Origin of the sequence: Balneatrix alpica DSM 16621, assembly GCF_000619885.1 — a bacterium.
Lineage (GTDB): Bacteria > Pseudomonadota > Gammaproteobacteria > Pseudomonadales > Balneatricaceae > Balneatrix > Balneatrix alpica.
Genome location: NZ_KK211039.1, coordinates 658,432 through 683,682 on the forward strand (window position 1 = coordinate 658,432; position 25,251 = coordinate 683,682).

Below are 25,251 nucleotides of genomic sequence, written 5' to 3' on the forward strand. Positions count from 1 at the left end.
TCACCCCGCTGCCATTTCGCTGATTTAGAGCTTGCAGGCGCCGCCTTCGCAGCCCCCCATATCCTCGCCCTGATCATCCTTCGCACCATCACGGGTGTTGTGGTAATACAGAGTTTTGACCCCGAGTTTATAAGCCGTCAGCAAGTCTTTCAGCAGCAGCTTCATCGGCACCTTCTCCCCCTCATAGCGAGCGGGATCATAGTTGGTGTTGGCAGAGATCGACTGATCGACAAACTTCTGCATGATGCCGACTAATTGTAAGTAGCCATCATTACTCGGAATTCGCCATAACAGCTCATACTGATGCTTTAAGCGCTCATACTCCGGCACGACCTGCTTGAGAATACCATCCTTGCTCGCCTTCACACTGACAAAACCACGGGGCGGCTCAATACCATTAGTGGAGTTGGTGATCTGCGAGGAGGTCTCACAGGGCATAATAGCCGTCAGAGTACTGTTACGCAGACCGTGGGTCAGAATCGCCTGACGCAGACCGTCCCAGTCCAGTTGCAGAGGCTCTGCACACACGCCATCGATATCCTTCTTATAGGTATCGATAGGCAACAAACCTTCGGCGTAATAAGTATCAGCAAAAGCCTCACAGGCTCCCTGCTCACGCGCCAACTCATTCGAAGCCTTCAACAGATAGTATTGAATGGCCTCAAAGGTGCGGTGAGTCAGTCCATTGGCCGAACCATCCGAATAGCGCACGCCATGCTTAGCAAGATAGTAAGCAAAGTTAGTCACCCCAACTCCCAACGTACGACGGCGCTTGGAGGCAATTTCAGCCGCTGGCAGCGGATAGTCCTGATAATCCAGCAGGCTGTCGAGTGCACGCACAATCAGCTGCGCCAAACCTTCCAGCTCATCCAGGCTTTCCAGCGCTCCCAGGTTAAAGGCTGACAGGGTGCAGAGTGCAATCTCCGCCTGCTCATCACGAATATCCTGTAACGGTTTAGTCGGCAGAGTGATCTCCATACAGAGGTTACTCTGACGTACCGGCGCTTTAGCCGGGTTAAAGGCGCTGCGAGTATTACAGTGATCAACGTTCTGTAGGTAAATTCGGCCTGTTTGCGCACGTTCCTGAGCAAACATAGAGAACAAATCCACCGCCTTCAGGGTTTTCTTGCGGATTGAAGAGTCCTGCTCGTACTTCACATAAAGACGCTCAAACTCTTCCTGATCAGCGAAGAAGGCGGTATATAGACCAGGCACATCCGAGGGGCTGAATAGGGTAATGTTTTCCCCTTTAATCAGGCGCTGGTACATCAAACGGTTAAACTGGAAAGCATGATCCACGTGACGGGCACGGTTTTCCTCTACCCCACGGTTGTTCTTCAGCACCAGTAAAGACTCGACCTCAAGGTGCCAAATGGGATAGAAGACCGTGGCTGCTCCACCGCGCACCCCACCCTGGGAACAGGACTTCACTGCCGTTTGAATGTGCTTCACAAAGGGAATCATACCGGTGTGGAAGGCTTCACCACCGCGAATAGGACTACCCAGGGCACGGATATTACCCATATTGACGCCGATCCCGGCACGCTGACTCACATACTTCACAATAGCGCCGGCGGTGGCATTAATAGAGTCAAGGGAGTCATCACACTCAATCAATACACAGGAGCTGAACTGACGGGTAGGCGTCCGCACCCCTGACATAATCGGCGTTGGCAGCGACAGTTTAAATAATGAGCATGCATCATAGAAACGCTTCACATAATCCAAACGGGTCGCTTTCGGATAGTTGGCAAACAAGCACGCCGCAACCAGCATATAGAGCTGCTGGGGACTTTCGTAAATTGCACCAGTCACCCGGTTTTGCACCAGGTATTTACCTTCCAGCTGCTTCACCGCCGCATAGCTGAAGTTCATATCCCGCCAGTGATCCAGGTGCTGATCCAACGCATCAAACTCTGCTTCGCTATAGTCCAGCAGCAGATGCTGATCATAACGCTTGGACTCAACCAGCTTCACCACATGATCATAGAGACGTGGCGGTTCGAACTGACCAAAGGCTTTTTTACGTAGGTGAAAAATAGCCAAACGCGCAGCCAGATACTGATAATCCGGCGCATCTTCAGAGATCAAATCCGCCGCAGCTTTAATCAGCGTCTCGTGGATATCCTGAGTACGGATGCCATCAAAAAATTGCAGATGAGCCTTTAACTCCACCTGGGATACGGATACATTCTCAAGGCCCTCAGCGGCCCAGGTCACCACTCGATGAATCTTTTCTAGGTCAATCGCCTCAGTGCGCCCATCGCGCTTCGTCACCTGGATGTTTTGCATAGATGCTCTTCCGTCCTCAGCCTTTCTTGTGCAGCCCTTATTTCACTCTCACCTTATTTAGTGCATCCCAACAAGAGACAACACAATATCTAGTAGCGAGCCGTGATTTAGGCAGCAACTATAGGAGCCCCCCCCTTCTACTTCAAGTCTTGATTTTTTGTTAAAGCCGACTACTCCAAGCCCCATTTCCAGCAAAGCCTTATAAAACGCCAGCTTGGCTTTTTGTAAAATTGTGTAATCGAAAAAGTCACTTTCTTAAGCTGCCTAGTACTTAACCAACCGCTAAAAAAATGTTTTACGGGCTTTACATTAACTAAGGAGATCAATAGTATACGCACCCACTTGGCGCGGTGGGGTTCCCGAGTGGCCAAAGGGATCAGACTGTAAATCTGACGCGCGAGCTTCGGTGGTTCGAATCCACCCCCCACCACCATTTACACCCCGCCAAGTTCAATTATCTGGCTGCTGTATTATTTCAGCACTTGCCCCTGGTGGGGTTCCCGAGTGGCCAAAGGGATCAGACTGTAAATCTGACGCGCGAGCTTCGGTGGTTCGAATCCACCCCCCACCACCATTAATGATCCTGTTATCACCTTGCTATCTCACTCAAGCTGACTTCAAAGCCAGCTCCTGTTGCCGTTCATATTGCTTCTGCCCATCCAACCACTGCTGTAGCTCATGCAACCAAGGCCAATCAGTCTCGGTACCCCATTGCCAGGCCACACGTAGCTCCGTTGGCCGCCCCTGCAGCGATGTTTGTTGCAAGAGCTCGCTGGCGACACTGGCGGGTAATAACGCCACTCCGATACCCGCTTGCAGCGCTTGGCATAGCGCCAATCGGTCCAGCACCTGACACTCTTGCAGCGGTTCAAGCTGCGGCTGCCATGCAGCCCAGAGCGCATGATCCTCCCCCCAGTGCAAAATGCGTTCCCCTGCCGTTTGCAACAGCCCCGCCTTTCCCACCAGCCAACAACTTTGCTCTCCCCAACACTGAGAATCCTGAGTATCCGTCAACAACACGGTTTGTAGACAAGCATCCACTTCTCTCTGCTGATCGCTGACCCAATCCAACTGCGGAAATGCTTGCAGCAGCGCCCCCAAGCAGGGCTGCAACCACACCCCAAAGCTCCATACATCCGCCGCGACACGCCAACGCTGGGCCTGTTGCCGTCGAATTTTCCTGCTACTTTTATCAATAAGATCAAATGCTTGCTCAAGACTAGGCAGCCACAGCTGAGCCGCCTCGGTTAACACCAAGCCCTGATGCTGACGAATAAATAACGGCTGATCCAAATAAGCCTCCAGCATCCGCACCTGGTGACTAATCGCCGCCTGGGTCACATTCAACTCCAGGGCGGCACGGGTGAAACTCAGGTGACGCGCCGCAGCTTCAAAAGCCTTGAGTGCATTAAGAGGAGGCAGATGACGAGACCAGCCATGAATTTTTTTTGTTACCGGCTTATCAATGCTCATTTGAGTCCTACTTGCTGTCTTTGCCAAGATGACGGCCCTGGGTGCCGCCCTTGTCTATCCGCTGGGGATATAAATTGATGAAACTGAAACTGCCTGCTGTTTTTGGCTCTGCCACCCAGATTGAACTGCAAATTGACGACTACCTGCGCAAGGTAGAAGACTCTGGCCAGCTGTTTCGTCAAGCCATGAGCCTGTATTTGCGCGAAGGGGTCAGTCCTGGTTTTCAGCAGCTGCTGCACCAGGTAGAAGCGCTGGAAAGCGATAGCGATGCATTGCGCCGCACTATTGAAAGCGAACTGTACCTGCGCACCCTGATTCCGGATCTGCGTGGTGATGTGCTGGAACTGATGGAAGATGTCGATCGCCTGATCAACCTCCATGAGTCCACCCTGTTTAAATTTCAAATAGAGCGCCCAGACTTCCCCCCTCACCAGCATGCTGCTCTGGAGCGCTTGCTCGACACGGTTTGCGCCTGCGTAGCCGAAGTGATTCAGAGTGTTCGCGCCTTTTTCCGAGACCTGCGCGCGGTGCGGGATTACGCCACCAAGGTGCACTGGCTGGAGGGGGAAGCGGACAAACAAAGCACTGAACTGCTGCAGGCGCTGTTCCAGGAACCCTTGCCACTGGCCAACAAGATCCATCTGCGCTACTTCGTCGAGCGTATTGATGAACTGGCCAACTGCGCCGAAAGCATCAGCGATCGTGTGGCGATTTACGCCATCAAACGTCGCTTCTAACGGACCCGCACCATGGATTTGAGTTTTTGGTTTTTCGTTTCCAGCGGCCTGTTTTTGGGCTGGTCGCTGGGTGCTAATGATGCCGCTAATATCTTTGGCACCGCAGTCGCCACCCGCATGGTGCAATTTCGTACGGCAGCCATTCTCTGTGCCATTTTTGTTCTGCTCGGCGCGGTGATTAGCGGCTCCGGTGCGGCCCATACCCTGGGTGCACTGGGGGGGGTGGATCGCATTGCTGGTGCTTTTATGGTGGCCCTGGCTGCCGCCCTGGCGGTCTTCAGCCTGCTGCGCTCGGGTCTGACCGCCTCCACCAGCCAGGCCATTATTGGTGCTGTGGTAGGTTGGAGCCTGTACAACGGCCGAGTAATTGATACCACTCTGTTGCTGCAGGTGGTCTCCACCTGGATTCTCTGCCCCTTGCTGGCCGGCGTACTGGCAGTGATTCTGTATAAGCTGACGCAAAGCTGGCTCGATTACTGCCAGCCCCATCTGCTGCGTCTGGACGCCTATACCCGACTGGCCTTGCTGGTTACCGGCGCCTTTGGTGCCTATGCCCTGGGTGCCAATAACATCGCCAATGTGATGGGGGTATTCAGCCTGGTGTCGCCCTTTCAGGATAAGTTCTACGAAGGCTTTCACTTTAGTGCCACCCAGCAACTGTTTCTGCTCGGTAGCATCGCCATTGGTGTCGGCGTTTTTACCTACTCGAAAAAAGTGATGATGACCGTTGGCAACGGCCTGATGCAGCTCTCCCCTGCCCTGGCTTGGGTGGTGGTGTGTGCCCACTCGCTGGTGTTGTTTCTGTTTTCCTCCCAGACCCTGCAAAAATGGCTGATCGGCCTGCATCTGCCGGCGTTGCCGCTGGTGCCGGTCAGCAGCACCCAGGCCATTATCGGCGCCGTGGTCGGCATTGGTCTGTTGCGTGGTGGACGAGGGTTGAACTGGCGCCTGCTGGGTCGCCTGGGCAGCAGCTGGGCCTTGACCCCTCTGGTCGCCTGCTTGCTGGCCATTATCGGCCTGTTCCTGCTGCAAAACCTGTTTCATCAGGATATTGCCCGTCAGGAACGCTACGTACTGAATCGCCAAACCCTGCACTACCTGAGCCAACAGGGCTGGCAGACGGAGCCCCTGCAGCGTCTGAGCGAAGTACCCTTTAATAGCAGCCAGCGCCTGGTAGAACAGGTGGAGCGCCTGCAACCCCTGAACGACGAACAACGCCGCCAATTGCTCTATGCCAGCTACGAAGGGGTGTTTTATCTCAACGCACACAAGGTCGGCAATCTTGACCTGAACTGGTACAGCCAAGCCCAGTGGCAGGCACTGAGTCAACTGGCAGGACGACGCTTTAGCTATCGTTGGCAACTGGAGCAGGCACTGATGGAGCAAAGCCCGGCCTGGCGCCCTGGCAACGGTGAGGGCTTGGGGCGCTTTGCCAATCAGGAACGGCAGGCCAAGCTGCAACAAATTTTCCGCGTGTTTGAAGTGGAACCAAGCCAATGAGAGATCGCCTGAGCCAGTAAGGGTGCCAACGACCCTACTCGCTCAGGCGGCATGTCCCTATAACCACTTTTATGACAACTTTAAGACCGCTTTCATCCTTAACTGAGCCAGCCCTGGCGGCGCAGCGCACGGGCCATGGCTTTCACCCCGCGTTGCATTTCCGCTTCAGGCACCCCAGCAAAACCTAATAACAGCGCACCTCGCGGATTGGGATTCACCGACCAGTGACTAAGGGGATAAGCATCCACCCCCTCCTGCAAAATAGCCTCAGACACCTGACGATCATCCAGCCCAGGCGGCAGCCAGGCCAGCAGCTGCAAGCCAGCCTGTGCCTGCTGCAACTCAAAGAAATCACCACAGTGCTGTTGCAATAACGCTACCAAACGCTGCTGACGCCCAGCGTACAGCTCACGCATGCGCCGAATGTGGCTGATCAGGTGCCCCTCCGCCATAAAGTCCGCCACCACCGCCTGGGTAAAATTGGGCGGCGGTCGATCCATTACCGTGCAGAGCGCACACCAGGCCTCCACCAGCTCCTCCGGCATCACCACATAACCCAGGCGCAAACCTGGAAACATCACCTTACTCAGGGTGCCGACATAGATCACCCGCGAGTTAGGGTCGAGGGTATAGAGCGCATTGGGTGGCCGACCATGAAAATACAGCTCACTCTCACAATCATCTTCAATCACCCAGGCATCCGCCCTGGCAGCCCACTGCAACAATTCCAGGCGGCGCTGCATTGGCATGGTGATGCAGAGCGGATGCTGGCGGGAGGGCGTACTAAACAGCAGCTTGGCCTGGGGCAGTACCGTCTCGGCATACCCCACATCGATACCCTGGGAATCAATCGGCACCGGCAACACCCGCGCCCCGGTGCCGGAAAAGGCCAACCGGGCCGCCACATGACCCGGATCCTCCATCCACACCACATCCCCGGCATCCAACAGCAACCAGCCCAGGTAGTTGATCGCCTGGGTCGCCCCCGTCACCACCACAATGTTCTCTTTACGGCAGACTAAGCCACGCACATCCCGCAGGTAATCCACCAAGGCTTCACGCAGGGGCTCATACCCACGGCTATCGCCATAGCTCAACAGTTCAATACCAGGGTGGTGCAGATAACGGTTATGCAGTTTGTTCCAAACCTGTCGAGGAAACTGGTCAAATGCCGGTGAGCTAGGAACAAAGCAGTTGGGGTAGTCATACCAGGTCTTTTTGCCAATCTTGGTATAGCGCTGACTGCGGCGTGACATCGCCAAACTCCAGCCCGATACTCGCGGTATCGGATTACGATTGGACGGTATCTGTTGCACCTGATGCTGCACTTCGGCATTGACATAGGTACCAGAGCCCGCCTGGCTGATCAGAAAGCCTTCCGCCAGTAACTGATCAAACACCGAAATCACGGTAATGCGGGAAACATCCAGCTCTTTAGCCAGAGTACGGGTCGAGGGTAGACGACAACCCGGCGGCAATACGCCATTCAGGATCAACTGACGCAACTGTAAGTACAGTTGACGATACAAAGGCGTACTCTGCTCACGGTCCAAGGCCAGTTGGGACAACATTACTCCACCCGCACGACGCATCACGCAACTCCTTCTATACTGAACTTCGTTCGGCCACCTCAGCCTGGGGTTAATCTTTCCCAGGCGGCGTCTGCTCTCACTTTAGTGCGGGCAGAATTTACAAAGTGGTTATATAACATCTTGCTAAGTGGTGCTATACAGAGTCCAGTTTGTTTAGCACTCTGACCTAGCACTGACCTAGATCAATCTTTGATCACCGCCATAAAAATGTCATAAGTAATTGATATATAAGCATTCCCGTTAATAAAAAACGATCCAGAGGGAGTTTGCAGTCATGTCAAAGAAGCAGGATTTTTCCAATCAGGAAAATTCGGTAATTAATCAAAGCCGTCGTAGCTTTCTGAAAACCGCTGCCGCCACCAGTACCGCAGCAGCCATCTTCGGTGGGGTCGCCCCTGCCTTTATCAGCTCGCGTGTGCTGGCTTCCTCAGGTGAGGTCAACGTATTCAGCTGGTCCGACTACATTTGGCCGGACATGATGGAAAGCTTTGAAAAAGCCACCGGCATCAAGATCAATCTCAGCACTTACGGAACCAACGCCGAAGCCTTCAACAAGCTCAAAGCCTCTAACGGCACCGGCTTCGATGTTATCTTCCCCACCGTGACCAACGGCAACAACTACTACCCCTTCAACCTGCTGCAAGCCTTGGATGAGAGCAAGTTGAATGTGGATGCGGTGATCCCATCCGTCTATGAGTCTTCCATCAGCCTGGGCGCAACCCGTCGTGGTGAGCGCTTCCTGCTGCCCTTTAACTGGGGTACCGAAGCCGTTACCTTCGATAGCAGCAAACGTAACTACGAGTTTGGCCAGCTGTCCTATGCGGATCTGTGGAGCGAAGAAAACGCCGGCATGGTTACCATGCGTCCTAAGTCAGCACTGATTTCCCTGTTGCTGTTGATGGAAAGCCGTGGCGAGATCAGCACCAACCGCCTGGCCGACATTTACGCCAGCGAAGAACAGTTCAATGCGGCAATGGATAAAGCCGTAGAATTCGCCATCGCCAACAAATCCAAGGTGCGTCTGTTCTGGAGCAACTCCTCCGAAACCACCGCTGCCTTTAAGCAAAATGGCTGCGTGATCGGCCAGACCTGGGACGGCCCTGGCCTGACCCTGCAACGCGAGTCCAACAACCAGTTCCGCTACATGATGCCCAAAGAAGGCGGTCTGGCCTGGATGGACACCATGGGTATTCCCTCAGGTGCAGCCAACGTGGAACAGGCCTATGCCTTCATCAACCACATGCTCAAGCCTGAAGTGGCAGCCATGCACATGAACCAGTCCGGCTATAACGCCTCGGTCATCGGTGCAGAGGAATACATCAAGCCAGATGTTAAAGCCGCCCTCCAGGCCGCCTACCCCGCCGAAGCCGTCGCTGGCCTGTGGTGGTGGATGACCGAGCCGACCTGGCTGAACACCGCTTGGCAGAAGCACGTAGACCGCTTTGTCGCGGCCTAAGTCACCCTCTCGTAGCGCAAGGAACGGGCCAGCAAGGCCCGTTTCCTTATATAGCCATAACAACGATAACCATAATAACGATAACCATAATAACGATAACAATACCTAGCCACATCCAGGGTCATTACAACACCTCAGCCCGTGCCAGCCCTAAGCAATGCCAGCACGCCACTGAGATAGCAATAAAAGAGGAAAGCGAATGGACGGTAAAGCCGTAGAGCTGCGCGAAGTCAGTATGCAGTTTGGTCAGTTTATGGCCGTTAAAAACGCTAATCTGCACATTCGCGCAGGCGAATTTTTCAGTATTCTCGGCCCATCCGGTTGCGGTAAGACCACAATCTTGCGGATGGTGTCCGGCTTTATGGACCCAACCGCAGGTGCCGTCTATATCGGTGATGAAGATATGACCGGCATCGGTGCTAACAAACGCCCTACTGCGCTGATCTTCCAAAACCTTGCGCTGTTTCCCTTAATGAAAGTCTGGGAAAATATCGCCTTTGGCCTGGAAGTACGGGGAGTCAGCAAAGCCGCACGACGCAAGCGTGCCGATGAACTACTCGACCTGATTGCCTTGAATGGTCAAGGAGACAAACTGGTCAGCGAGCTTTCTGGTGGTCAACGCCAACGGGTCGCCATTGCCCGCGCCCTGGCGGTCAACCCTTCCGTGCTGCTCCTGGATGAGCCTCTCTCCGCACTGGATTTAAAACTGCGTCAGCATATGCGCGCCGAACTACGGGAAATCCAACAGCGTACCGGCGTCACCTTTATCTACATTACCCATGACCAGGGCGAAGCCTTAACCATGTCAGATCGGGTGGCGGTAATGAACCACGGTGTCGTCAATCAGGTCGATACCCCGCAAGCGATTTACAACAATCCCGCCACCGCCTTTGCCGCTACCTTTGTGGGGGAAAACAACGCCATCTTTGGCAAAGTCAGCAGCAATGAGCAAGGTCGCGTTACCCTGCAGACTCCCCAAGGAATGATTCAGGGCCGCTGCCAGCATGACCTACCAGTAGGCAGCGATGCTATTGCCTTTATTCGCCCTGAGCAGTTCCAGTTTGGCCCGGCAGGCAGCTTCAGCAATCACCTCAGTGGTACCCTGAAGCGTATCGATCTGGAAGGCGCCTATCTGAACTTATTCGTGCAACGTCAGGATGGCCGTGACTGGGTCATCTCCGCTCCCAACAACGGCAGTGTGCAACTGAGCCAGGGACAACAGGTCGACTTTGGCAGCCATGCCGAGCATACCCTGATCCTGCCCAGTGGGGAGTTGGCCCATGAATAACTACATCCGCCGTTATGGCTGGTTTATGAGCCTCTATGTGGTCTGTGCCTGCACCATCTGGATGCTGGGCTTGATCATCCTGCCGCAGTTACAGATGGTAGAGCACTCCTTCTGGCATCTGGATCGTAGCCAGAGCGAAGTCATCGACCGCCAGATAGAGGATCGCTATGTCGATGTACAACAGCTGGACAGCCGCCTACGCCGCCTCAAGCGTGAATTGGATGCCACCCAGGGGGATACCGGCAAAACCGAGTTATTGCAGGGGGATATTGATACGGCTGTCGAGCAACGTGATCAGCTCTACGCCCAGATCACCGAGCTAGAACAAAAACTGCAACAACCGGAAAAGGTCTATGGTTTACATAACTACCAGACCCTGGCCGATAACGAACTGCACCGCTCGATCTTTATCAAAACCCTATGGTCCAGCGCCCTGGTGACCCTGGTCGCCCTGCTAGTGTGCTACCCCACGGCATTTTATCTGGCCCAGCTGGCCCCTAAAGAGCGCGCCGCCATGCTGATGGTAGCCTTGCTGATTCCTTACTGGGTCAATGAACTATTGCGCACCCTGGCCTGGTTGATGATTCTCTCCTACCAAGGCTTTGCGAACTCGGTACTGAGTTGGCTAGGACTTATCAGCGAACCCATTCTGTTTATGCAGGGTAATACCGGCGTCATGTTGGGGATGACCTATGCCTACATCCTGTTCATGGTATTCCCCATGTACAACACCATTGAGACCCTGGACAAAAACCAGCTGGAAGCCGCCCGCGACTTAGGCGCCTCCTGGTGGCGCATCCACTGGCGTATTGTGATCCCCCATGCCAAGCCCGGTATCGCCGTGGGCTGCATTATGACCTTTATGCTGACCGCCGGCTCCTATGCCGTACCCCAGCTGCTGGGCGGCACTAACTCCCTGTGGTTTACCCAAATCATCTATGACTGGTTCTTTAACGGCGGTAATTGGAACCAGGGTGCCGCCTACGCCATGGTATTGCTGGTACTCTGCGTCTGCTTTATTCAGCTGATGATGCGGGTGTTTAAAGTCAGCCTGGAGGATATTGCCAAATGAGTAGCCAGACCCTGACCTCAACCAATGCCACCAGCCATGGCCGCCGACGCATTCGCCCCGGCACCTTTCAGGCCGACCGCTTTATGCATTGGAGCATGAACGCCTATCTTGGTTTCTTCCTGCTCTATCTGTTTGTCCCCCTGATGATCATGGTGGTAGCGGCCTTTAACGAAAACCGCATTCCCAGCGTGACCGAATGGCAGGGTACCACCCTGCACTGGTTCGAGGTGTTATTTCAAAATGAGCGGATGTGGCAGGCGGTACTAAACAGTCTGGTTATCGGTGCCGGGGTGGTGGTGATGTCCCTCACCTTTGGCCTGGCAGGTGCATTGTTACTGTCGCGCCTGCACTCCCGTGCCAACACCCTGTTTTACGCCATCCTGGTCTCCCCCCTGCTGACCCCGGGGATTATTCTGGGTATCTCCACCCTGATCTTCTGGAACAACTTTGGCGTCCCCGGCGGCCTCTTCCTCACGGTTGTGGCCCAGAGCACCTTTATCTCTGCCTATTGCATGCTGCTGTTTTTAGCCCGCTTGCAACGCTTTGATCCAGCACTTGAGGAAGCCGCGCTGGATCTCGGTGCCAGCCACCGTCAGGTGTTCTACAAAATCACCCTGCCCTTCCTCAAGCCTGCCATTCTCAGTGGCGGAGTGATTGCCTTCCTGCAATCCTTTGAGAACTACAACACCACCCTGTTTGCGATAGGTTCGGACTACACCCTGACCACCAACATCGCCAGCCGGGTAAAAATGGGCCTCACTCCGGAGATTAATGCCCTGGGGGTCATCTTTATTGCCGTGACCCTGGTGTTATCCATTGTGTATGAAATTCGGCGGCGACGATCCAAGCCAGTGGAATAACCTCACAGCAAAGCCTCTGCAGAGGCTTTGCTTTTTTAGCCTTCACCTGCAACGAAAACATTGCAGCAAGCAAGGTGAGCGGATGGCTAAGGTGAGGAAAAATTTCACGCCAATACATCAGTCATCACTTCCGTAATGACATTGCGATGCATCCGCCCCAGGCAGCATGGAACCATGACAGCAGAGTGGTGAATTCGCTATGCTTGCCCCTCCCTGCTGTTTTTCTGCATGAGATCGCTATGCACCCTACCGAATGGCACAGCCCCGCACTACCCGGCCCGGAATTGATTCAGCAGCTTAATCAGCAAGATCCGGAGCATATCCGCCTGCTGGCGGTGTACCCCGATACCCCCGATCTTTTGCTCCAAGGTGAAGCTTCCCTTGACCTCAGCCAAGAGGCCTATCAACAAGCACTGACACAACTACAGCATAATGAAAGTGTCTGTTTATTAACCCTGGAGTCACTCCACTCCCCCTTGGCCGCCTATACCAGCGATTATGCCAGTGTGATGGCTCTGCGCGCACAGGGTCAGCGCCCTAGGTTGGTTGCCGCCACCTGTGTTGCTGTCGATGCCTCTTGCACCCAGCTCTATCTGCAACGCCGCAGCCAGCGCAATCACCTCTATCCCGGCTATCTGTCCCTATTTGGTGGTGGCATCTCCCCGCTGCAGGATCGCGCCCAACCGGCACAGGCCATGCTGCGTGAGCTGCAGGAAGAAAGCGGCCTCTATGGCCACCTTGGCCCCAGCACCCCCTGGTTGCTGACCCAAGAGGTGAACTACGGCGCAGTACAGCTCAATGCTTTACAGGTGCGTTGTCTGAATCAACCACCGCATAGTGGCTTCGATGACGAAGGCAGCCTGGTGACCCTGCCCCTTAGCCAACTGGCCCAAGCATTACAGCAGGACAACTACCAGTGGACTCCCCTGGCACGTCTGGTGCTGCAATACTTCCTGGCCTGGCGAGTAGAGTCTTGATTGCCCCCGCCCGCTTCGCCGCCTAAAATAGCGGCCTGTTTGCGGAGGATGTACTGTGCGTTTGGCTGAAATTGAAAGCATTATGTTAACGGTCGGCATTACCGTTTTTGCTGGTTTTGTCTTTTTTATCATCTATGACCTGGCCAAGAAATCGAAGGCCGGCAAGTTTGGCACCCTGATTCTCTTCCTCTCCTTAGGGCTGGGGCTATTTGCCTTTCTAGTTAAGGAAGTGGTGGTGCATTTTGTCGAAAAAGGCGGCAGTGTTTAACTGCCGCAGGGATAATGCCTAACGACTGAGTGTGCGAATCCCCTGCTCCAGACCATCCAAGGTCAGGGGATACATCTGCTGTTCAAGCAGGCTACTTATCATCTGAATGGACTGGGTGTAGCCCCAATGACTCTGCTGCATGGGGTTAAGCCAGATGCGCTTGGGATAATGGCTTAATAACCGTTGCAGCCACACCTGTCCGGCCTCTTCGTTCCAGTGTTCAACACTGCCACCCGGGTGGGAGATCTCCCAGGGTGCCATGGCCGCGTCACCGATAAAAATCAGTTTGTACTCTGGCCCATAGGTGCGCCACACCTCCTCCAATGGAGTCCGCTCGCTGTTACGTCTGAGGTTATTGCGCCATACACTTTCATATACACAGTTATGAAAGTAGAAATACTCCAGATGCTTGAATTCACTACGACAGGCGGAAAATAACTCCTCACAGAGGCGGATATAGGGGTCCATCGAGCCGCCCACATCCAAAAACAGCAAGACCTTCACCGCATTGTGCCGCTCAGGCCGCATCTGAATGTCCAACCAACCACCTTGCTTGGCGGTGTGACTGATGGTGGCATCCAGATCCAGTTCATCCGCCGCCCCCTGGCGGGCAAAGGTACGCAGCTTACGCAGCGCCACCTGAATTTGGCGAATGCCCAGGGTGATGGAGGAATCCAAATCCCGAAATTCGCGCTTATCCCACACCTTTACCGCACTGTTACGCCGGTTGCCCTGTTGGCCAATGCGAATTCCCTGAGGATGATCGCCATAGGCGCCAAAGGGGGAGGTACCACCGGTACCAATCCACTTATTACCACCGGCATGACGCTTTTCCTGTTCGGCCAAACGCTTTTGCAACAGTTCCAGCAGCTCCTCCAGGCTAGACTGAGTAGGCAGTTGCGCGCGTTCTTCAGCACTCAGGAGACGCTCCCAGTTCTTCTGCAACCACTCCGCAGGAATCAACCCGGTTAGCTCACTGGGCAACGCCTCTATCCCTTTAAAGTAGTGTGCAAAAGCACGGTCAAAGCGATCATAGTGCCGTTCATCCTTCACCAAGCAGGCTCGAGCCAGGTAATAGAACGCCTGAATATCGAGTGCAGCCAGATTCGCCTCCAGTGCTCCTACCAGATCCAGCCATTCACGCGGGCTGCAAGGCACCCCCGCTCGGCGCACTTCGCTAAAAAAGTCGATCAACATAACCTAGCCCTGCTGACGTCGGTGCATAAACGCCAAACGCTCCAGCAACTGCACATCCTGCTCGGTTTTCAGCAGAGCGCCGGCCAAGGGTGGAATCGCCTGCGCACCTTGTTTATGCAGCAAGGCATCGCGGCTGAGCTGATCCGCCATCAGCAGTTTCAACCAATCGATCAGTTCGGAAGTACTGGGCTTTTTCTTCAGACCATTGAGTGTACGAATCTCGAAAAATACATCCAACGCCCGCTCCACCAAGCGCTGCTCCACCTGGGGATAATGTACCTGCACGATCTGCTGCAGGGTTTCCCGTGAAGGAAAGCTGATGTAATGGAAAAAACAGCGCCGCAAAAACGCATCGGGTAGCTCTTTTTCATTATTACTGGTGATGATCACGATTGGTCGCTGCTGGGCTTTAATGGTCTGCTGGGTTTCATAAACATAAAACTCCATGCGATCGAGTTCCTGCAGCAAATCATTGGGGAATTCGATGTCAGCCTTATCGATTTCATCGATCAGCAGCACCACCTGCTCTGGCGCAGTAAAGGCTTCCCACAGCTTCCCCTTCACGATGTAATGACTAATGTCCTGTACCCGTGGATCACCCAGCTGAGAGTCACGCAGGCGGGAAACCGCATCATACTCATAGAGCCCCTGCTGAGCTTTGGTGGTGGACTTGATATGCCAAGTCAGCAGCGGTTTACCCAGAGCCCTGGCCACCTCCTCAGCCAACTGCGTCTTACCTGTGCCCGGTTCACCTTTGACCAACAACGGGCGCTGCAGGCACACAGCCGCATTAACGGCCATCTGTAAGTCTTCGGTAGCTATATAACGGTCACTGCCTTGAAACTGGGACATCTTGGGCTCCTGCAAACGGATAAAGGTAACGGCCTACGCCGGTTTAATCGCCTGATCTTACCCCCTACCCATGCTAGGGAAAACCCTTAATTAGGCTGCAATTCAAGTAAAGACACGCACGAGAGATTGCTTTCTCTGCGCCAGAGGTCTATATATTCAGATCTAGAAAAAATAGCCTTCTTTTATTCCAATCAGACATATATAAAGACAGGAAATCGCTATGGGCCGCATATACACGGATAACTCTTTAACCATCGGCCAAACCCCTCTGGTTAAAATCAACCGCTTAAGCGATAAGGGCACCATTTACGCTAAGCTGGAAAGCCGCAATCCAGCGGGCTCAGTCAAATGCCGCATTGGTGCCAGCATGATTTGGGAAGCAGAAAAAGCCGGTATTCTAAAACCCGGTATGGAGCTGGTCGAACCCACCAGCGGTAACACCGGCATCGCGCTGGCATTTGTTGCCGCCAGCCGCGGTTATAAATTGACTCTGACCATGCCCGCCTCCATGAGCCTGGAGCGCCGCAAAGTGCTGAAAGCGTTAGGAGCCAACCTGGTGCTGACCGAGCCCGCCAAAGGCATGAAGGGCGCCATTGAAAAAGCGAAAGAGCTGGTCGAAGCAGCCCCCACCACTCGGGTGATGCTGCAGCAGTTTGAAAACCCGGCCAACCCCAAAATCCATGAAGAAACCACTGGACCGGAAATCTGGCAAGACACCGATGGTGAAGTGGATGTGCTGGTAGCTGGGGTCGGTACAGGGGGCACCATTTCAGGTACAGGTCGTTACCTCAAAGCACGTAAAAATGTGCTGACCGTTGCGGTCGAACCAGTTGATTCGCCGGTAATCAGCCAAACTCTGGCCAATCAGGAAGTGAAGCCCGCCCCCCATAAAATTCAGGGCATTGGTGCCGGCTTTGTGCCAAAGAACCTGGATCTCAGCGTCGTGGATCGGGTAGAGCAAGTCAGCAATGACGAAGCCATTGCCATGGCCCGCCGCCTGATGCAGGAAGAAGGTATTCTGGCCGGTATTTCCTGCGGTGCCGCCATGGCAGTTGCCGTGCGCCTGGCCCAGCAGCCGGAGTTTGCCGACAAGAAAATCGTAGTCGTACTGCCTGACTCTGGCGAGCGCTACCTCTCCTCCCCTCTGTTTGAAGGCATCTTCAGCGAACAAGAACTGGTGCAATAAGGCCAAACGAAAACAGGGCAGCCCCATGCTGCCCTGTTCTCAGACTGAATAGCTCAGTCGCTGCCCTGGCTGTTCAGCTAACTGCTCATTAGCGTCCTGTGCTGCTGCACCACTTCTCCATCACGGAAAGCCACCAGCTCCCCCACCTGTAATGCCGTCCAGGCCTCATTATCCGTCAGCGGCAAGGTTGCAATCACCGTCACTACATCTTTAGGGGTGGTTTCCTTGGCGAAGTCGACTCGCACATCCGCATCCGCCAAATGTGCCTCACCAAAGGGTGCGCGCCGGGTAATCCAATGCAGTTTGGTGGTGCAATAGGTATAGAGAGTACTGGCATCCGCCAGCAGCATGTTAAATACCCCCAGCGCCCTTAGCTGTTCACAACGCTGATGAATAAACGCTGCTAACTCCGCCTGCTGCTCAGCACCAGGAGGCTGCGGGTAAGCCCGCCTGATTTCACCTAATAGCCAGCAAAAGGCATATTCCGAGTCGGTATCCCCAACTGGCTGATAGTCTCCTAGTGGCCAACTCTTCAACTGCCCATCCAACTGCCCATTGTGGGCATAGGTCCAGATCCGTCCCCAGAGCTCACGACTAAAGGGGTGAGTATTCTCCAGACAGACCTTGCCGACATTGGCCTGGCGGATATGACTGATCACAATATGCGACTTAATCGGATAACGCTGTACCAGTCTGGCGATTTCCGACTCCACACTGGGACTGGGATCATGGAAGCTACGACAGCCCCTTCCCTCGTAAAAGGCAATGCCCCAGCCATCGCGGTGTGGGCCCGTGCCCCCACCGCGCTGCATCAAGCCGGTAAAGCTAAAGCAGATGTCGGTGGGCACATTAGCGCTCATGCCCAACAATTCGCACATTAACGGCTTCCTCCCACGGCACTGTCTTCCACTTCATCTTTCACTTTACGACGGCGCATATAGCGCCAGAACAGGAAGATCAGACCACCAACGATCAGCAGATTCAACGCCACTATACTGGCATAGAGTAACAGGTTGCTTTCCTCTTCCTGCGCCGGTTCAGGCTCGGCGGCGGGCGCTGGAGCAGCCTCGTCAGCAGCAGGTTCCGGCGGAGTGACTTCTGCCTCTGCAGCCGCTTCAGCAGCAGGCTCGGCTGGCGCAGGCGCTTCCTCCATCGGTTCTCCCACTACTTTAATCGTAGCCCCCGAAGCATCAACGGTTTCTGCTTGAATCCCTTCTCCCCCCAAGCCCATACCGGCATTCACATCCTGCAAAATGTCACCCTGCTGGAGTACAGGCGCATCCGGCGCGGGGGAGAAATCTAACTGCACTTCCGGGGTATTGAAGCTGACTGACTTACCATCCTCCAGTTTTGCCTCTACCTGCCCCTTAATAATGACAGTGCCCTGACTGGCCGGACTCAGGTATGCCTGCCAGCGCTTTTCTTCCGGCATCCACACCATGTCAGCCTGTTGGGTACTGCCATCTTTACCCTGTAACTCGAGCTTAATGGTGCTGGACTCTGGTAGTAACTCGGGGCGATCCGGAGTCGCCTCCACCAATACCTTTGCCTGACCATCTTGTTCAGCAATCCGACCTTTAATTTCTACCGGGGCATGCAGGGTGATCGGCATTGTTGCTAGACGACGGAAGGTTTTGCCATCCACTACCACCTTCACCTCATGCTGACCAGCCTGGCTCAACATATCCAGCGGACGGCGATACAATCCACTGCCAGCATCCAACTGTTCAGTGCCTACTGGGTAGATTTCAAGCTTGCCATCTGGAAACAATACCCGGGCGGAGTTTTCCATAATTTCATGGAAAGCCGGAATGGTGATGTTTTTACCCTTTTCCTGGAAGGCAAACTCCAACTCCAACTTTTCACCTAAGAAGGCTGAGCCCGGCAGTGGTTTCACATAGAGATTGAAATCACTGACGATGGTGACACGGTTTTGTGGATCGACCTCTGCTTTAATCCGCCATTCACCTGGTTGAGGGCGGCGTACCGTTACCAGGTCATATTTATCATCCTGGAACCAACGCATATGTGGCCCATAGTTATTGGCGTTATAGGTTTGTTTATCAGGACTGTAGAGTTCCAGCGCAGGGGAATTCGGCAAGCGGAAGACCAACAGCGTAAACTCTTTGACCGTTCGATCTACTAAAAAGGTATTCCCTTCTAATGGCAGCTGCTCTGCTGGAGCCGCAGTTTGTAAAATCTGGGCAAAAATGCGGGCCAAGTCATCAGCACTACGTGCCTGGGCATAGACTCCACTCGTTTCCTTCGCCAGGCGTGACAACAACTCTTTATCAGCCTGATCCGCTAGCGCAATGGTGTGGACCTTAAAATTAGCGGCACTTAACTTAGGCAGGGTCTGCTCCAGCACCTGACGGCGGGCAGCGGCATTCGCAGTAGCATCCTGGGCAATGTCCACCATGCCGTCGGAGAGCAAAATCAGATGCTTAGGTAACTCGCCCTGGCTCGCCGCCCGGGATGCCTGCTCTAATGCGGCACCAATATCAGTCCACTGATCACTGCTACTGATCCGCGCCGCGCTCTGTTGGGCTGTTTGCCGCCATGCATCGTTTACTGGCTGATGGGGCACCAACACCCCTGGTTGATTGCCAAATACCCACACCCCGGCCTGGCTACCTGCTGGCACTAACTGAGCGAGTAGACGGGTGGCTGGAACACGCAGGTTATTGGGATCGTTATTTTTCATGCTGCCAGAAATATCGAGCAGCAGACGCACATCCGATGAAGCCTGAGCTACTCCCCAAGCCAGGCTGAGCAGCAACACCGCTAGCCACGCCTGCAATCGTCCTCGCATTCCCACAGTCCCCCCTTATAAATCAAGGCATAAGAAGGCCTAACTTATAGCAAAGAAGGGACAAAGCGCCTAGTAGCAGCCGCATCTAGCCAAGGTAAAGATCAATTAAGCGATCAAGCCTTCACGCTGACACCAGTCGCGGCTACGTTTCGGACACAGCTTAGGTAAGGGCAAGCTGGGCAGGCTTTGACGCAACCATGATTGCGCCTGCTCCAAGCTGGCAAACTCGCAACAACGATAAGCATGTTCGCCACTGAGAGTGCAATATTCGACATAGAGGAAGTAGGTTAGCTGCGGCAAACCCGCGCCATCTTTGCGCTTACCTTGCGCTAGCCAAACACGCACCATGCCGCCGGATAGAGGATGGCTCAGCCACAGCACACTCTGCCCATTCAGGCTGGGAGGACTGACCAGGCTTAATTCAGTGGCAGCAGCAGAGAGAAGGTCGATAGGGATAGATGATGTAGTCAGCATGATGAATATACGCTCCCATAGGGTTTATGAGAGCTGACGTTATTACCTGTTTGGTTGCCACTTGCCAGTGACCGCATCTCCAAACGGAGTCCACCTTGCCCAGGTTAGGCAGGTTGGCGAGGACGTCAGCCCTACTCTTGATGCAAAATTGTTGCCGAAACTTTATTAGAAACTGACTTGGCACTCAAGTGCTAAATCTTACCTTTACCTGTGTAACCTTTGCTTAAGGATCTAACTCACTGATATCAACCAGAAACAGCTCCCAATCATGCTCCTCGACAACCCGTTCGCTAATCGCCAATTGACGCACTCGCGCCCTGGCTTGACGAGCCAGCTTGTCATGACCGGCCACTAATGGGTGCCAGGACGGCAAAGGCTTGCCTTCTGCACGCAACCGGTAGGCACAACTTGGCGGTAGCCAGCTCGCCTCCCGCGCAATAGCAGGCGTCAGCTGGGTACAACCCGGCACCCGCTTAAATCGATCCTGGTAATGCAAACAGCCACCTTTTTTGATGTCCAGTTCACGACAGGCAATACGGGTTTGATGTACCTCTCCGGTTTCCTCGTCTTCCAGCTTGTGTAGGCAGCACTTCCCACAGCCATCGCAAAGAGCCTCCCACTCGGCTGGCGTCAGCTCCTCAAGCGACAGCTTGTGCCAAAAATCAGCACGTAGCATTAATAACGGCCTTCCGTTGGAGCCTTGTACAGATCCAGCATGTACTCTTCACGTGGTGGGGGCAGTTGCAAATAAAAGCCCTGCTGCATAATGCGGTTAATGACATCCTCACCTTTGGCTCTCGCCAGTTGCCGGTCCGGCTTGAGCAACATATCCATCACATGCACAGGCTTACCGAATTGCTCAAGTAGAGCCTCCGGTACCCGACTGAGCTTCTCTGGCTTACTGACGTAGAGATAAGTCTCATCCTTGCGGCTGCTTTTAAAAATGCTGCACAGCAAAGGCTTCATAGCATTACCTGTTTAGTTAAATTCAAGCGAGGTGATAGCTGGCGCCAACATGACTTGGCGCCAGCCATGGAGTCCGCCAGGCCAGGCCGCTAAATCAGCTAATGCCTGAGGATGACGGATCAACCATTCCAAATCTTTTTTGCGTGCCAGTAATTCAGCAGGTACCTGCTGCTCACTGGCAACACGATTAATCACAGTGCGCAACTGGCGCAAACGCCCCTGCGCCGCCCGGGAAAGCGGCTTAGGCAAGCGCGCCGGCAAGGCCTCCGGCGGCAACTCCAGGGCTGCTTCAATAATTGCCAGCACGTAGGGTGTGGCTTTTTTCAGCCAATGAGGACGCATCCCCTCCACCTGACTCAGCGCCGCTGTACTACGGGGCTTGGTACGCGCCACCTGCCACAGCACAATGTCTGACATCACCTGATTACGGGCAACATCACGCTGGCGCGCTTCACGCTCGCGCCAACTCGCCAGGTCACGCAAAATCGCCAGCTCTCGGGGATTCAATTGCCAAGCTTGCTTGATCCGACTGTAATAATGATCCGGGGCAAAACTATCGGCGATCTGACTAACCAGGCTAGCGCCATCCTCCAGCACCCAGTGCAGGCGCTGCTTGTCGGCCAACTGTTGCTGCAGAATTTGATAGACCTGATAGAGCCAATACACATCCTCCGCCGCATAATGGCACTGCGCTTCAGTCAGAGGACGTTGCAGCCAATCGGAGCGCGTTTCTTCTTTGGCAGGGCTGACATTAAGCAACTGCTCCAGCAGGCGCTGATAACCCATACCGGTATCCAAGCCAGCATAGGCTGCCGCCACCTGGGTATCAAAAATACCCTGGGGACTAGCACCTAAACGGAAAATAAACAGTTCAATATCTTCCGAGCCGGAGTGCAGCACCTTGACGATATCTGCCCGCTCTAACACTTCGTTAAAGGGGGTCATATCGGTTAAGGCCAGCGGGTCTAGCAGGTAAATTCCTTCGCCATCATAGACCTGGATTAATCCTGGACGAGGATAATAGGTATGGGTACGTTCAAACTCGGTATCCAACGCCAGGATCGGCAAGGTCAGCCAGCGCTGACAGCAGGCCGCCAGGGCTTGATCTTGCTCGATCCAGATCGGGGAAGGCATGCTCATAGGGCTTTCCGTTTCAGTCACGCAACGCACGGCGCCCACTGAGCGCATGCATCAGCGTACCGCCATCCACATATTCGAGCTCGCCACCAAGAGGAATACCATGGGCAATGCGGCTCACTTTCACGGGATGCGGCTGCAAGTGTTCGGTGATGTAATGAGCAGTCGCTTCACCTTCCACGGTAGGGTTAGTGGCCAGAATCACTTCTTCCACCTGCCCTTCAGCCACCAGCTCTAACAGCTGTTTAATTCCCAACTGCTCAGGACCTATTCCTTCGATAGGGGACAGATGCCCCATCAACACAAAGTAACGTCCGCGATAGCTGCCTGTTTGCTCAATCGCCAGGACATCCGCAGGCATCTCTACTATGCAGAGCAAAGCATCGTCGCGCTGGTCACTGGCACACAGACGGCAAAGCTCATCTTCGCTCAGGTTGCGGCAGCGGCGACAATGCCCAACCTGCTCAACCGCTTGCAGCAGGCGCTCAGCCAAACGCTCAGCCCCCAGTCGATCGCGCTCCAACAGATGCAGCGCCATGCGCTGGGCAGATTTCGGCCCCACTCCAGGTAGGCAGCGCAGGGCCTCAATCAAGCTATCAATCAGCGGACTGAAATGCTTCATGTTTAGAACGGCATTTTGAAGCCAGGAGGCAGACCCATACCAGAGGTCAGGCCAGACATACGATCTTTGCTGATCGCTTCAATTTTACGCACAGCGTCATTCACCGCTGCCGCCAGCAAGTCTTCCAGCATCTCTTTATCTTCAGACATCAAGCTGTCATCAATGCTGACACGCTTCACATCATGACGACCATTCATAACCACTTTAACTAGGCCAGCCCCTGCTTCGCCTGTGGTTTCTGCATTGGCCAGCTCTTCCTGTGCCTTCTGCATCTGCTCCTGCATCTTCTGCGCTTGCTTGAGCAGGTTACCCATTCCACCTTTTAACATGCTGTACCTCTTATGATTCCACGGGCTTAATCGAGCCGGGTTGAATAATAGCGGCAAACGCCTCCTGCAACAGGGCCAGCCCGGCATCCTGCAGCATAGCCTGCTCCGCCTGTTGCTGACGCGCTGCACGTCGCGCTGCTTTAAAGGCAGCGGGGCTGGCGCTCAACCCAGCACGGGGTTGGCATTGTAACCGCAGTGGCTGTTGAAAATAAGCACTAAGGGCTGCTTCCAACGCCTGCTTTTGTTTATCCTGCAAGAATACCTGCTGTTGTTCTTCGCACCAAAACTCCAGCACTCCTTGTTGATACTGACGAAACTCCAGATGCTCCGTCAAAGCCCGTAGCATAGAGTGAACCTCCAGCCCGGCGACTACCTGTTCCCAGGTGTCAGTATTGAGTTGATCCAAGGCCAAGCACGGGTGTTCAACAGCCAGCACAGGCTCCTCGGGCGGCAACTCAAGCGTCGCTGCTTCTTCCACCACAGGCTCAACCGTTACTTCGGTGACAATTTGACTAACCAGAGTTTCTGCCTGCTCCTGCTGCCAACTGGTGGCCGGGCCAGCATCCTCGTCGGCCTCGTCATAGCCTGCATAGTCTTCGTCGGCATAAGCACTTAACGGTGGCGCCTCATCCTGCCCTGCCATCAAGCCAGATGGTGCAGGTGCAGGTGCAGGTGCAGGTGCAGGTGCAGGTGCAGGTGCAGGTGCAGAAGATAATGCAGCGTCTGCGGTTACGACAGGTACATCGCTCTGCACCTGGATGGTACTGGGATGCGGCAAAGGTTCCAGCGGTGCCTTTTCGGTGGGTTCAGGCTCAGGCTCAGGCTCAGGCTCAGGCTCAGGCTCAGGCTCAGGCTCAGGCTCAGGCTCAGGCTCAGGCTCAGGCTCAGGCTCAGGCTCAGGAGAGGCTACGCTTACCTGCGGCGGACTAACAGGGGCAGTCGCCGCTACACTAGAGGGGGATGGCGTTTGCTGTGCTGGCGCCACTGCGGAGTCCTGCGCTGCCTGAGTGTTGACGGCAGGCAATGCTGCCTGGGCACGGACTTCCACTCCCTGCGGGGCAACAGGCACCCCACGCGGGCGAAACGCCAGCATTCGTAGCAACAGCATTTCGATACCCTGACGACCATCTGCCGCCAGAGCCAGATCTTTACGGCCCTGTAACGCAAACTGGTAATAGAGCTGCACTTGTTCTGCACTGAGCTTCGCCGCCAAGGCCAGGATATCCTCGCGATCACCGCGGCTATTATCCACTCCTTGCGGCCAGGCCTGGGCCAAAGCCAAGCGATGCAGCACCTCCAAAATATCACTCAATAAACTAGGATAGTCCGGCGATTGCTCGGCTAAAGCGGCAACCTGTTGCAGCATGGCGGCAACATCTTCTGCCGCTAACGCTTGTATCAACCCCAGCGCCCAGTGTTGCTCCAGGGTGCCCAGCATGGCCCCTACATCCGCCGCCTGGATTTTCCCCTGACCAAAGGCAATCGCCTGATCAGTCAAACTCATCGCATCCCGCATACTGCCCTGAGCCGCGCGAGCCAACTGCCATAATGCTGGTTCTTCAAAGCTAATCTGCTCCTCCCCCAACACATATTGCAGATGATCAACAATGCGCTCAGGGCTCATATTTTTGAGACTGAACTGCAAGCAACGAGAGAGGATGGTAATCGGCAGCTTTTGCGGGTCTGTGGTAGCCAACAAAAATTTTACATGGGGAGGAGGTTCTTCCAGGGTTTTCAGCAAGGCATTAAAACTATGCCCTGACAGCATATGCACTTCGTCGATCAGGTAGACCTTATAACGACCACGGCTGGGTGCATACTGCACGTTTTCCAGTAGCTCGCGCGTATCCTCTACCTTGGTACGCGAGGCAGCATCCACCTCAATCAGGTCAACAAAGCGCCCTTCATTGATTTCCGTACAGGCACTGCATGTACCGCAGGGGTTGGAGGTCACCCCGGTTTCGCAGTTCAAGCAACGAGCCAGAATACGAGCGATGGTGGTTTTACCTACCCCTCGGGTACCAGTAAACAAATAAGCGTGATGGAGGCGGTCCTGGTCTAATGCGTTGATCAAAGCACGCAGTACATGCTCCTGGCCGACCATTTCATGGAAGTTACGCGGGCGCCATTTGCGCGCCAAGACCTGATAACTCATCGCTGC

General features: G+C 54.4%; 23 protein-coding genes, 2 tRNA genes and 1 riboswitch. Of the genes, 11 read left to right on the top strand and 14 right to left on the bottom strand.

Annotated elements, in window-relative coordinates:
• Positions 1–24: 24 nt before the first annotated feature.
• Entirely contained in the window at positions 25–2,292 is a 2,268-nt protein-coding gene (nrdA, locus tag Q334_RS0112475) for a class 1a ribonucleoside-diphosphate reductase subunit alpha (RefSeq protein ID WP_027313504.1), read from the bottom strand.
• 349 nt (positions 2,293–2,641) lie between these two features.
• On the opposite strand from nrdA, the gene Q334_RS0112480 reads away from it, so the two are divergent.
• Positions 2,642–2,725 (top strand) — tRNA-Tyr (locus tag Q334_RS0112480).
• A 57-nt stretch (positions 2,726–2,782) separates the two neighbouring features.
• A tRNA-Tyr gene (locus tag Q334_RS0112485) sits at positions 2,783–2,866 on the top strand.
• A gap of 32 nt (positions 2,867–2,898) precedes the next feature.
• On the opposite strand, the gene Q334_RS20625 is transcribed toward Q334_RS0112485, so the two are convergent.
• Complete coding sequence (locus Q334_RS20625; protein ID WP_051527769.1) at positions 2,899–3,765, bottom strand: LysR family transcriptional regulator; 867 nt, start codon at positions 3,763–3,765, stop codon at positions 2,899–2,901.
• A 77-nt stretch (positions 3,766–3,842) separates the two neighbouring features.
• Here Q334_RS20625 and Q334_RS19055 point away from each other — a divergent pair, with 77 nt between their 5' ends.
• Together Q334_RS19055 and Q334_RS0112500 are read left to right on the top strand one after the other, a co-directional pair.
• Complete coding sequence (locus tag Q334_RS19055) at positions 3,843–4,502, top strand: DUF47 domain-containing protein (RefSeq protein WP_051527770.1); 660 nt, start codon at positions 3,843–3,845, stop codon at positions 4,500–4,502.
• A 12-nt stretch (positions 4,503–4,514) separates the two neighbouring features.
• A complete protein-coding gene (locus tag Q334_RS0112500; protein WP_027313505.1) occupies positions 4,515–6,002 on the top strand; it encodes an inorganic phosphate transporter in 1,488 nt (495 codons plus the stop codon).
• Positions 6,003–6,100: 98 nt separating this feature from the next.
• On the opposite strand, the gene pdxR is transcribed toward Q334_RS0112500, so the two are convergent.
• Positions 6,101–7,594 (bottom strand): MocR-like pyridoxine biosynthesis transcription factor PdxR, encoded by a 1,494-nt coding sequence (pdxR, locus tag Q334_RS0112505; RefSeq protein ID WP_027313506.1) that lies wholly within the window; start codon positions 7,592–7,594, stop codon positions 6,101–6,103.
• Between the two features lie 274 nt (positions 7,595–7,868).
• On the opposite strand from pdxR, the gene Q334_RS0112510 reads away from it, so the two are divergent.
• The 6 genes from Q334_RS0112510 to Q334_RS0112535 all read left to right on the top strand — a co-directional run bounded on the left by Q334_RS0112510 (position 7,869) and on the right by Q334_RS0112535 (position 13,515).
• Positions 7,869–9,050 (top strand): extracellular solute-binding protein, encoded by a 1,182-nt coding sequence (locus tag Q334_RS0112510; protein ID WP_155888993.1) that lies wholly within the window; start codon positions 7,869–7,871, stop codon positions 9,048–9,050.
• A 199-nt stretch (positions 9,051–9,249) separates the two neighbouring features.
• Complete coding sequence (locus Q334_RS0112515) at positions 9,250–10,338, top strand: ABC transporter ATP-binding protein (RefSeq protein ID WP_027313508.1); 1,089 nt, start codon at positions 9,250–9,252, stop codon at positions 10,336–10,338.
• Positions 10,331–11,410 carry an ABC transporter permease subunit gene (locus Q334_RS19060; RefSeq protein WP_027313509.1) on the top strand — a complete coding sequence of 360 codons (1,080 nt, stop codon included), beginning with the start codon at positions 10,331–10,333 and terminating at the stop codon, positions 11,408–11,410. Before Q334_RS0112515 ends, Q334_RS19060 begins: the two co-directional genes overlap by 8 nt.
• Complete coding sequence (locus Q334_RS0112525) at positions 11,407–12,270, top strand: ABC transporter permease (protein WP_211249536.1); 864 nt, start codon at positions 11,407–11,409, stop codon at positions 12,268–12,270. The genes Q334_RS19060 and Q334_RS0112525 overlap by 4 nt, the downstream gene beginning before the upstream one ends.
• A gap of 239 nt (positions 12,271–12,509) precedes the next feature.
• On the top strand, positions 12,510–13,247 hold the full coding sequence (locus Q334_RS0112530; RefSeq protein WP_027313511.1) for an NUDIX hydrolase: 738 nt from the start codon (positions 12,510–12,512) through the stop codon (positions 13,245–13,247).
• A 55-nt stretch (positions 13,248–13,302) separates the two neighbouring features.
• A complete protein-coding gene (locus Q334_RS0112535; protein WP_027313512.1) occupies positions 13,303–13,515 on the top strand; it encodes a DUF2788 domain-containing protein in 213 nt (70 codons plus the stop codon).
• A gap of 18 nt (positions 13,516–13,533) precedes the next feature.
• On the opposite strand, the gene Q334_RS0112540 is transcribed toward Q334_RS0112535, so the two are convergent.
• Together Q334_RS0112540 and Q334_RS0112545 are read right to left on the bottom strand one after the other, a co-directional pair.
• The gene (locus Q334_RS0112540; protein ID WP_027313513.1) at positions 13,534–14,712 is read right to left on the bottom strand and encodes a vWA domain-containing protein; all 1,179 of its coding nucleotides are present in this window, start codon (positions 14,710–14,712) and stop codon (positions 13,534–13,536) included.
• 3 nt (positions 14,713–14,715) lie between these two features.
• Entirely contained in the window at positions 14,716–15,564 is an 849-nt protein-coding gene (locus Q334_RS0112545) for an AAA family ATPase (RefSeq protein ID WP_027313514.1), read from the bottom strand.
• Between the two features lie 220 nt (positions 15,565–15,784).
• Between Q334_RS0112545 and cysK the strand changes: the two genes are divergently transcribed.
• Positions 15,785–16,750 carry a cysteine synthase A gene (gene cysK / locus Q334_RS0112550; RefSeq protein WP_027313515.1) on the top strand — a complete coding sequence of 322 codons (966 nt, stop codon included), beginning with the start codon at positions 15,785–15,787 and terminating at the stop codon, positions 16,748–16,750.
• 77 nt (positions 16,751–16,827) lie between these two features.
• Here cysK and Q334_RS0112555 read toward each other — a convergent pair whose 3' ends face one another.
• The 9 genes from Q334_RS0112555 to dnaX all read right to left on the bottom strand — a co-directional run bounded on the left by Q334_RS0112555 (position 16,828) and on the right by dnaX (position 25,245).
• Positions 16,828–17,628 carry a class II glutamine amidotransferase gene (locus Q334_RS0112555; protein ID WP_027313516.1) on the bottom strand — a complete coding sequence of 267 codons (801 nt, stop codon included), beginning with the start codon at positions 17,626–17,628 and terminating at the stop codon, positions 16,828–16,830.
• Positions 17,628–19,562, bottom strand: a complete 1,935-nt coding sequence (locus Q334_RS20100; protein WP_051527771.1) for a VWA domain-containing protein — start codon at positions 19,560–19,562, stop codon at positions 17,628–17,630. Before Q334_RS20100 ends, Q334_RS0112555 begins: the two co-directional genes overlap by 1 nt.
• Before the next feature lie 105 nt (positions 19,563–19,667).
• Entirely contained in the window at positions 19,668–20,036 is a 369-nt protein-coding gene (locus tag Q334_RS0112565) for a hypothetical protein (RefSeq protein ID WP_027313517.1), read from the bottom strand.
• Positions 20,037–20,076: 40 nt separating this feature from the next.
• Positions 20,077–20,185: riboswitch (SAM-I-IV-variant riboswitch) on the bottom strand.
• A 74-nt stretch (positions 20,186–20,259) separates the two neighbouring features.
• Positions 20,260–20,712 (bottom strand): YcgN family cysteine cluster protein, encoded by a 453-nt coding sequence (locus Q334_RS0112570; RefSeq protein WP_027313518.1) that lies wholly within the window; start codon positions 20,710–20,712, stop codon positions 20,260–20,262.
• The gene (locus tag Q334_RS0112575) at positions 20,712–21,002 is read right to left on the bottom strand and encodes a YcgL domain-containing protein (protein ID WP_027313519.1); all 291 of its coding nucleotides are present in this window, start codon (positions 21,000–21,002) and stop codon (positions 20,712–20,714) included. Before Q334_RS0112575 ends, Q334_RS0112570 begins: the two co-directional genes overlap by 1 nt.
• A 12-nt stretch (positions 21,003–21,014) precedes the next feature.
• The gene (rnd, locus tag Q334_RS0112580; protein WP_051527772.1) at positions 21,015–22,142 is read right to left on the bottom strand and encodes a ribonuclease D; all 1,128 of its coding nucleotides are present in this window, start codon (positions 22,140–22,142) and stop codon (positions 21,015–21,017) included.
• 13 nt (positions 22,143–22,155) lie between these two features.
• Positions 22,156–22,761, bottom strand: coding sequence for a recombination mediator RecR (gene recR / locus Q334_RS0112585; RefSeq protein WP_027313521.1), 606 nt, complete (start codon positions 22,759–22,761; stop codon positions 22,156–22,158).
• Between the two features lie 2 nt (positions 22,762–22,763).
• The gene (locus Q334_RS0112590) at positions 22,764–23,090 is read right to left on the bottom strand and encodes a YbaB/EbfC family nucleoid-associated protein (RefSeq protein ID WP_027313522.1); all 327 of its coding nucleotides are present in this window, start codon (positions 23,088–23,090) and stop codon (positions 22,764–22,766) included.
• A gap of 10 nt (positions 23,091–23,100) precedes the next feature.
• The gene (gene dnaX / locus Q334_RS0112595; protein WP_027313523.1) at positions 23,101–25,245 is read right to left on the bottom strand and encodes a DNA polymerase III subunit gamma/tau; all 2,145 of its coding nucleotides are present in this window, start codon (positions 25,243–25,245) and stop codon (positions 23,101–23,103) included.
• Between the last annotated feature and the right edge of the window lie 6 nt (positions 25,246–25,251).

Coding starts and splice junctions, on each gene's coding strand:
- nrdA (WP_027313504.1), bottom strand. CDS start 2,292: ATGCAAAACATCCAGGTGACGAAGCGCGATGGGCGCACTGAGGCGATT.
- Q334_RS20625 (WP_051527769.1), bottom strand. CDS start 3,765: ATGAGCATTGATAAGCCGGTAACAAAAAAAATTCATGGCTGGTCTCGT.
- Q334_RS19055 (WP_051527770.1), top strand. CDS start 3,843: ATGAAACTGAAACTGCCTGCTGTTTTTGGCTCTGCCACCCAGATTGAA.
- Q334_RS0112500 (WP_027313505.1), top strand. CDS start 4,515: ATGGATTTGAGTTTTTGGTTTTTCGTTTCCAGCGGCCTGTTTTTGGGC.
- pdxR (WP_027313506.1), bottom strand. CDS start 7,594: ATGCGTCGTGCGGGTGGAGTAATGTTGTCCCAACTGGCCTTGGACCGT.
- Q334_RS0112510 (WP_155888993.1), top strand. CDS start 7,869: ATGTCAAAGAAGCAGGATTTTTCCAATCAGGAAAATTCGGTAATTAAT.
- Q334_RS0112515 (WP_027313508.1), top strand. CDS start 9,250: ATGGACGGTAAAGCCGTAGAGCTGCGCGAAGTCAGTATGCAGTTTGGT.
- Q334_RS19060 (WP_027313509.1), top strand. CDS start 10,331: ATGAATAACTACATCCGCCGTTATGGCTGGTTTATGAGCCTCTATGTG.
- Q334_RS0112525 (WP_211249536.1), top strand. CDS start 11,407: ATGAGTAGCCAGACCCTGACCTCAACCAATGCCACCAGCCATGGCCGC.
- Q334_RS0112530 (WP_027313511.1), top strand. CDS start 12,510: ATGCACCCTACCGAATGGCACAGCCCCGCACTACCCGGCCCGGAATTG.
- Q334_RS0112540 (WP_027313513.1), bottom strand. CDS start 14,712: ATGTTGATCGACTTTTTTAGCGAAGTGCGCCGAGCGGGGGTGCCTTGC.
- Q334_RS0112545 (WP_027313514.1), bottom strand. CDS start 15,564: ATGTCCCAGTTTCAAGGCAGTGACCGTTATATAGCTACCGAAGACTTA.
- cysK (WP_027313515.1), top strand. CDS start 15,785: ATGGGCCGCATATACACGGATAACTCTTTAACCATCGGCCAAACCCCT.
- Q334_RS0112555 (WP_027313516.1), bottom strand. CDS start 17,628: ATGTGCGAATTGTTGGGCATGAGCGCTAATGTGCCCACCGACATCTGC.
- Q334_RS20100 (WP_051527771.1), bottom strand. CDS start 19,562: ATGCGAGGACGATTGCAGGCGTGGCTAGCGGTGTTGCTGCTCAGCCTG.
- Q334_RS0112565 (WP_027313517.1), bottom strand. CDS start 20,036: ATGCTGACTACATCATCTATCCCTATCGACCTTCTCTCTGCTGCTGCC.
- Q334_RS0112570 (WP_027313518.1), bottom strand. CDS start 20,712: ATGCTACGTGCTGATTTTTGGCACAAGCTGTCGCTTGAGGAGCTGACG.
- Q334_RS0112575 (WP_027313519.1), bottom strand. CDS start 21,002: ATGAAGCCTTTGCTGTGCAGCATTTTTAAAAGCAGCCGCAAGGATGAG.
- rnd (WP_051527772.1), bottom strand. CDS start 22,142: ATGAGCATGCCTTCCCCGATCTGGATCGAGCAAGATCAAGCCCTGGCG.
- recR (WP_027313521.1), bottom strand. CDS start 22,761: ATGAAGCATTTCAGTCCGCTGATTGATAGCTTGATTGAGGCCCTGCGC.
- Q334_RS0112590 (WP_027313522.1), bottom strand. CDS start 23,090: ATGTTAAAAGGTGGAATGGGTAACCTGCTCAAGCAAGCGCAGAAGATG.
- dnaX (WP_027313523.1), bottom strand. CDS start 25,245: ATGAGTTATCAGGTCTTGGCGCGCAAATGGCGCCCGCGTAACTTCCAT.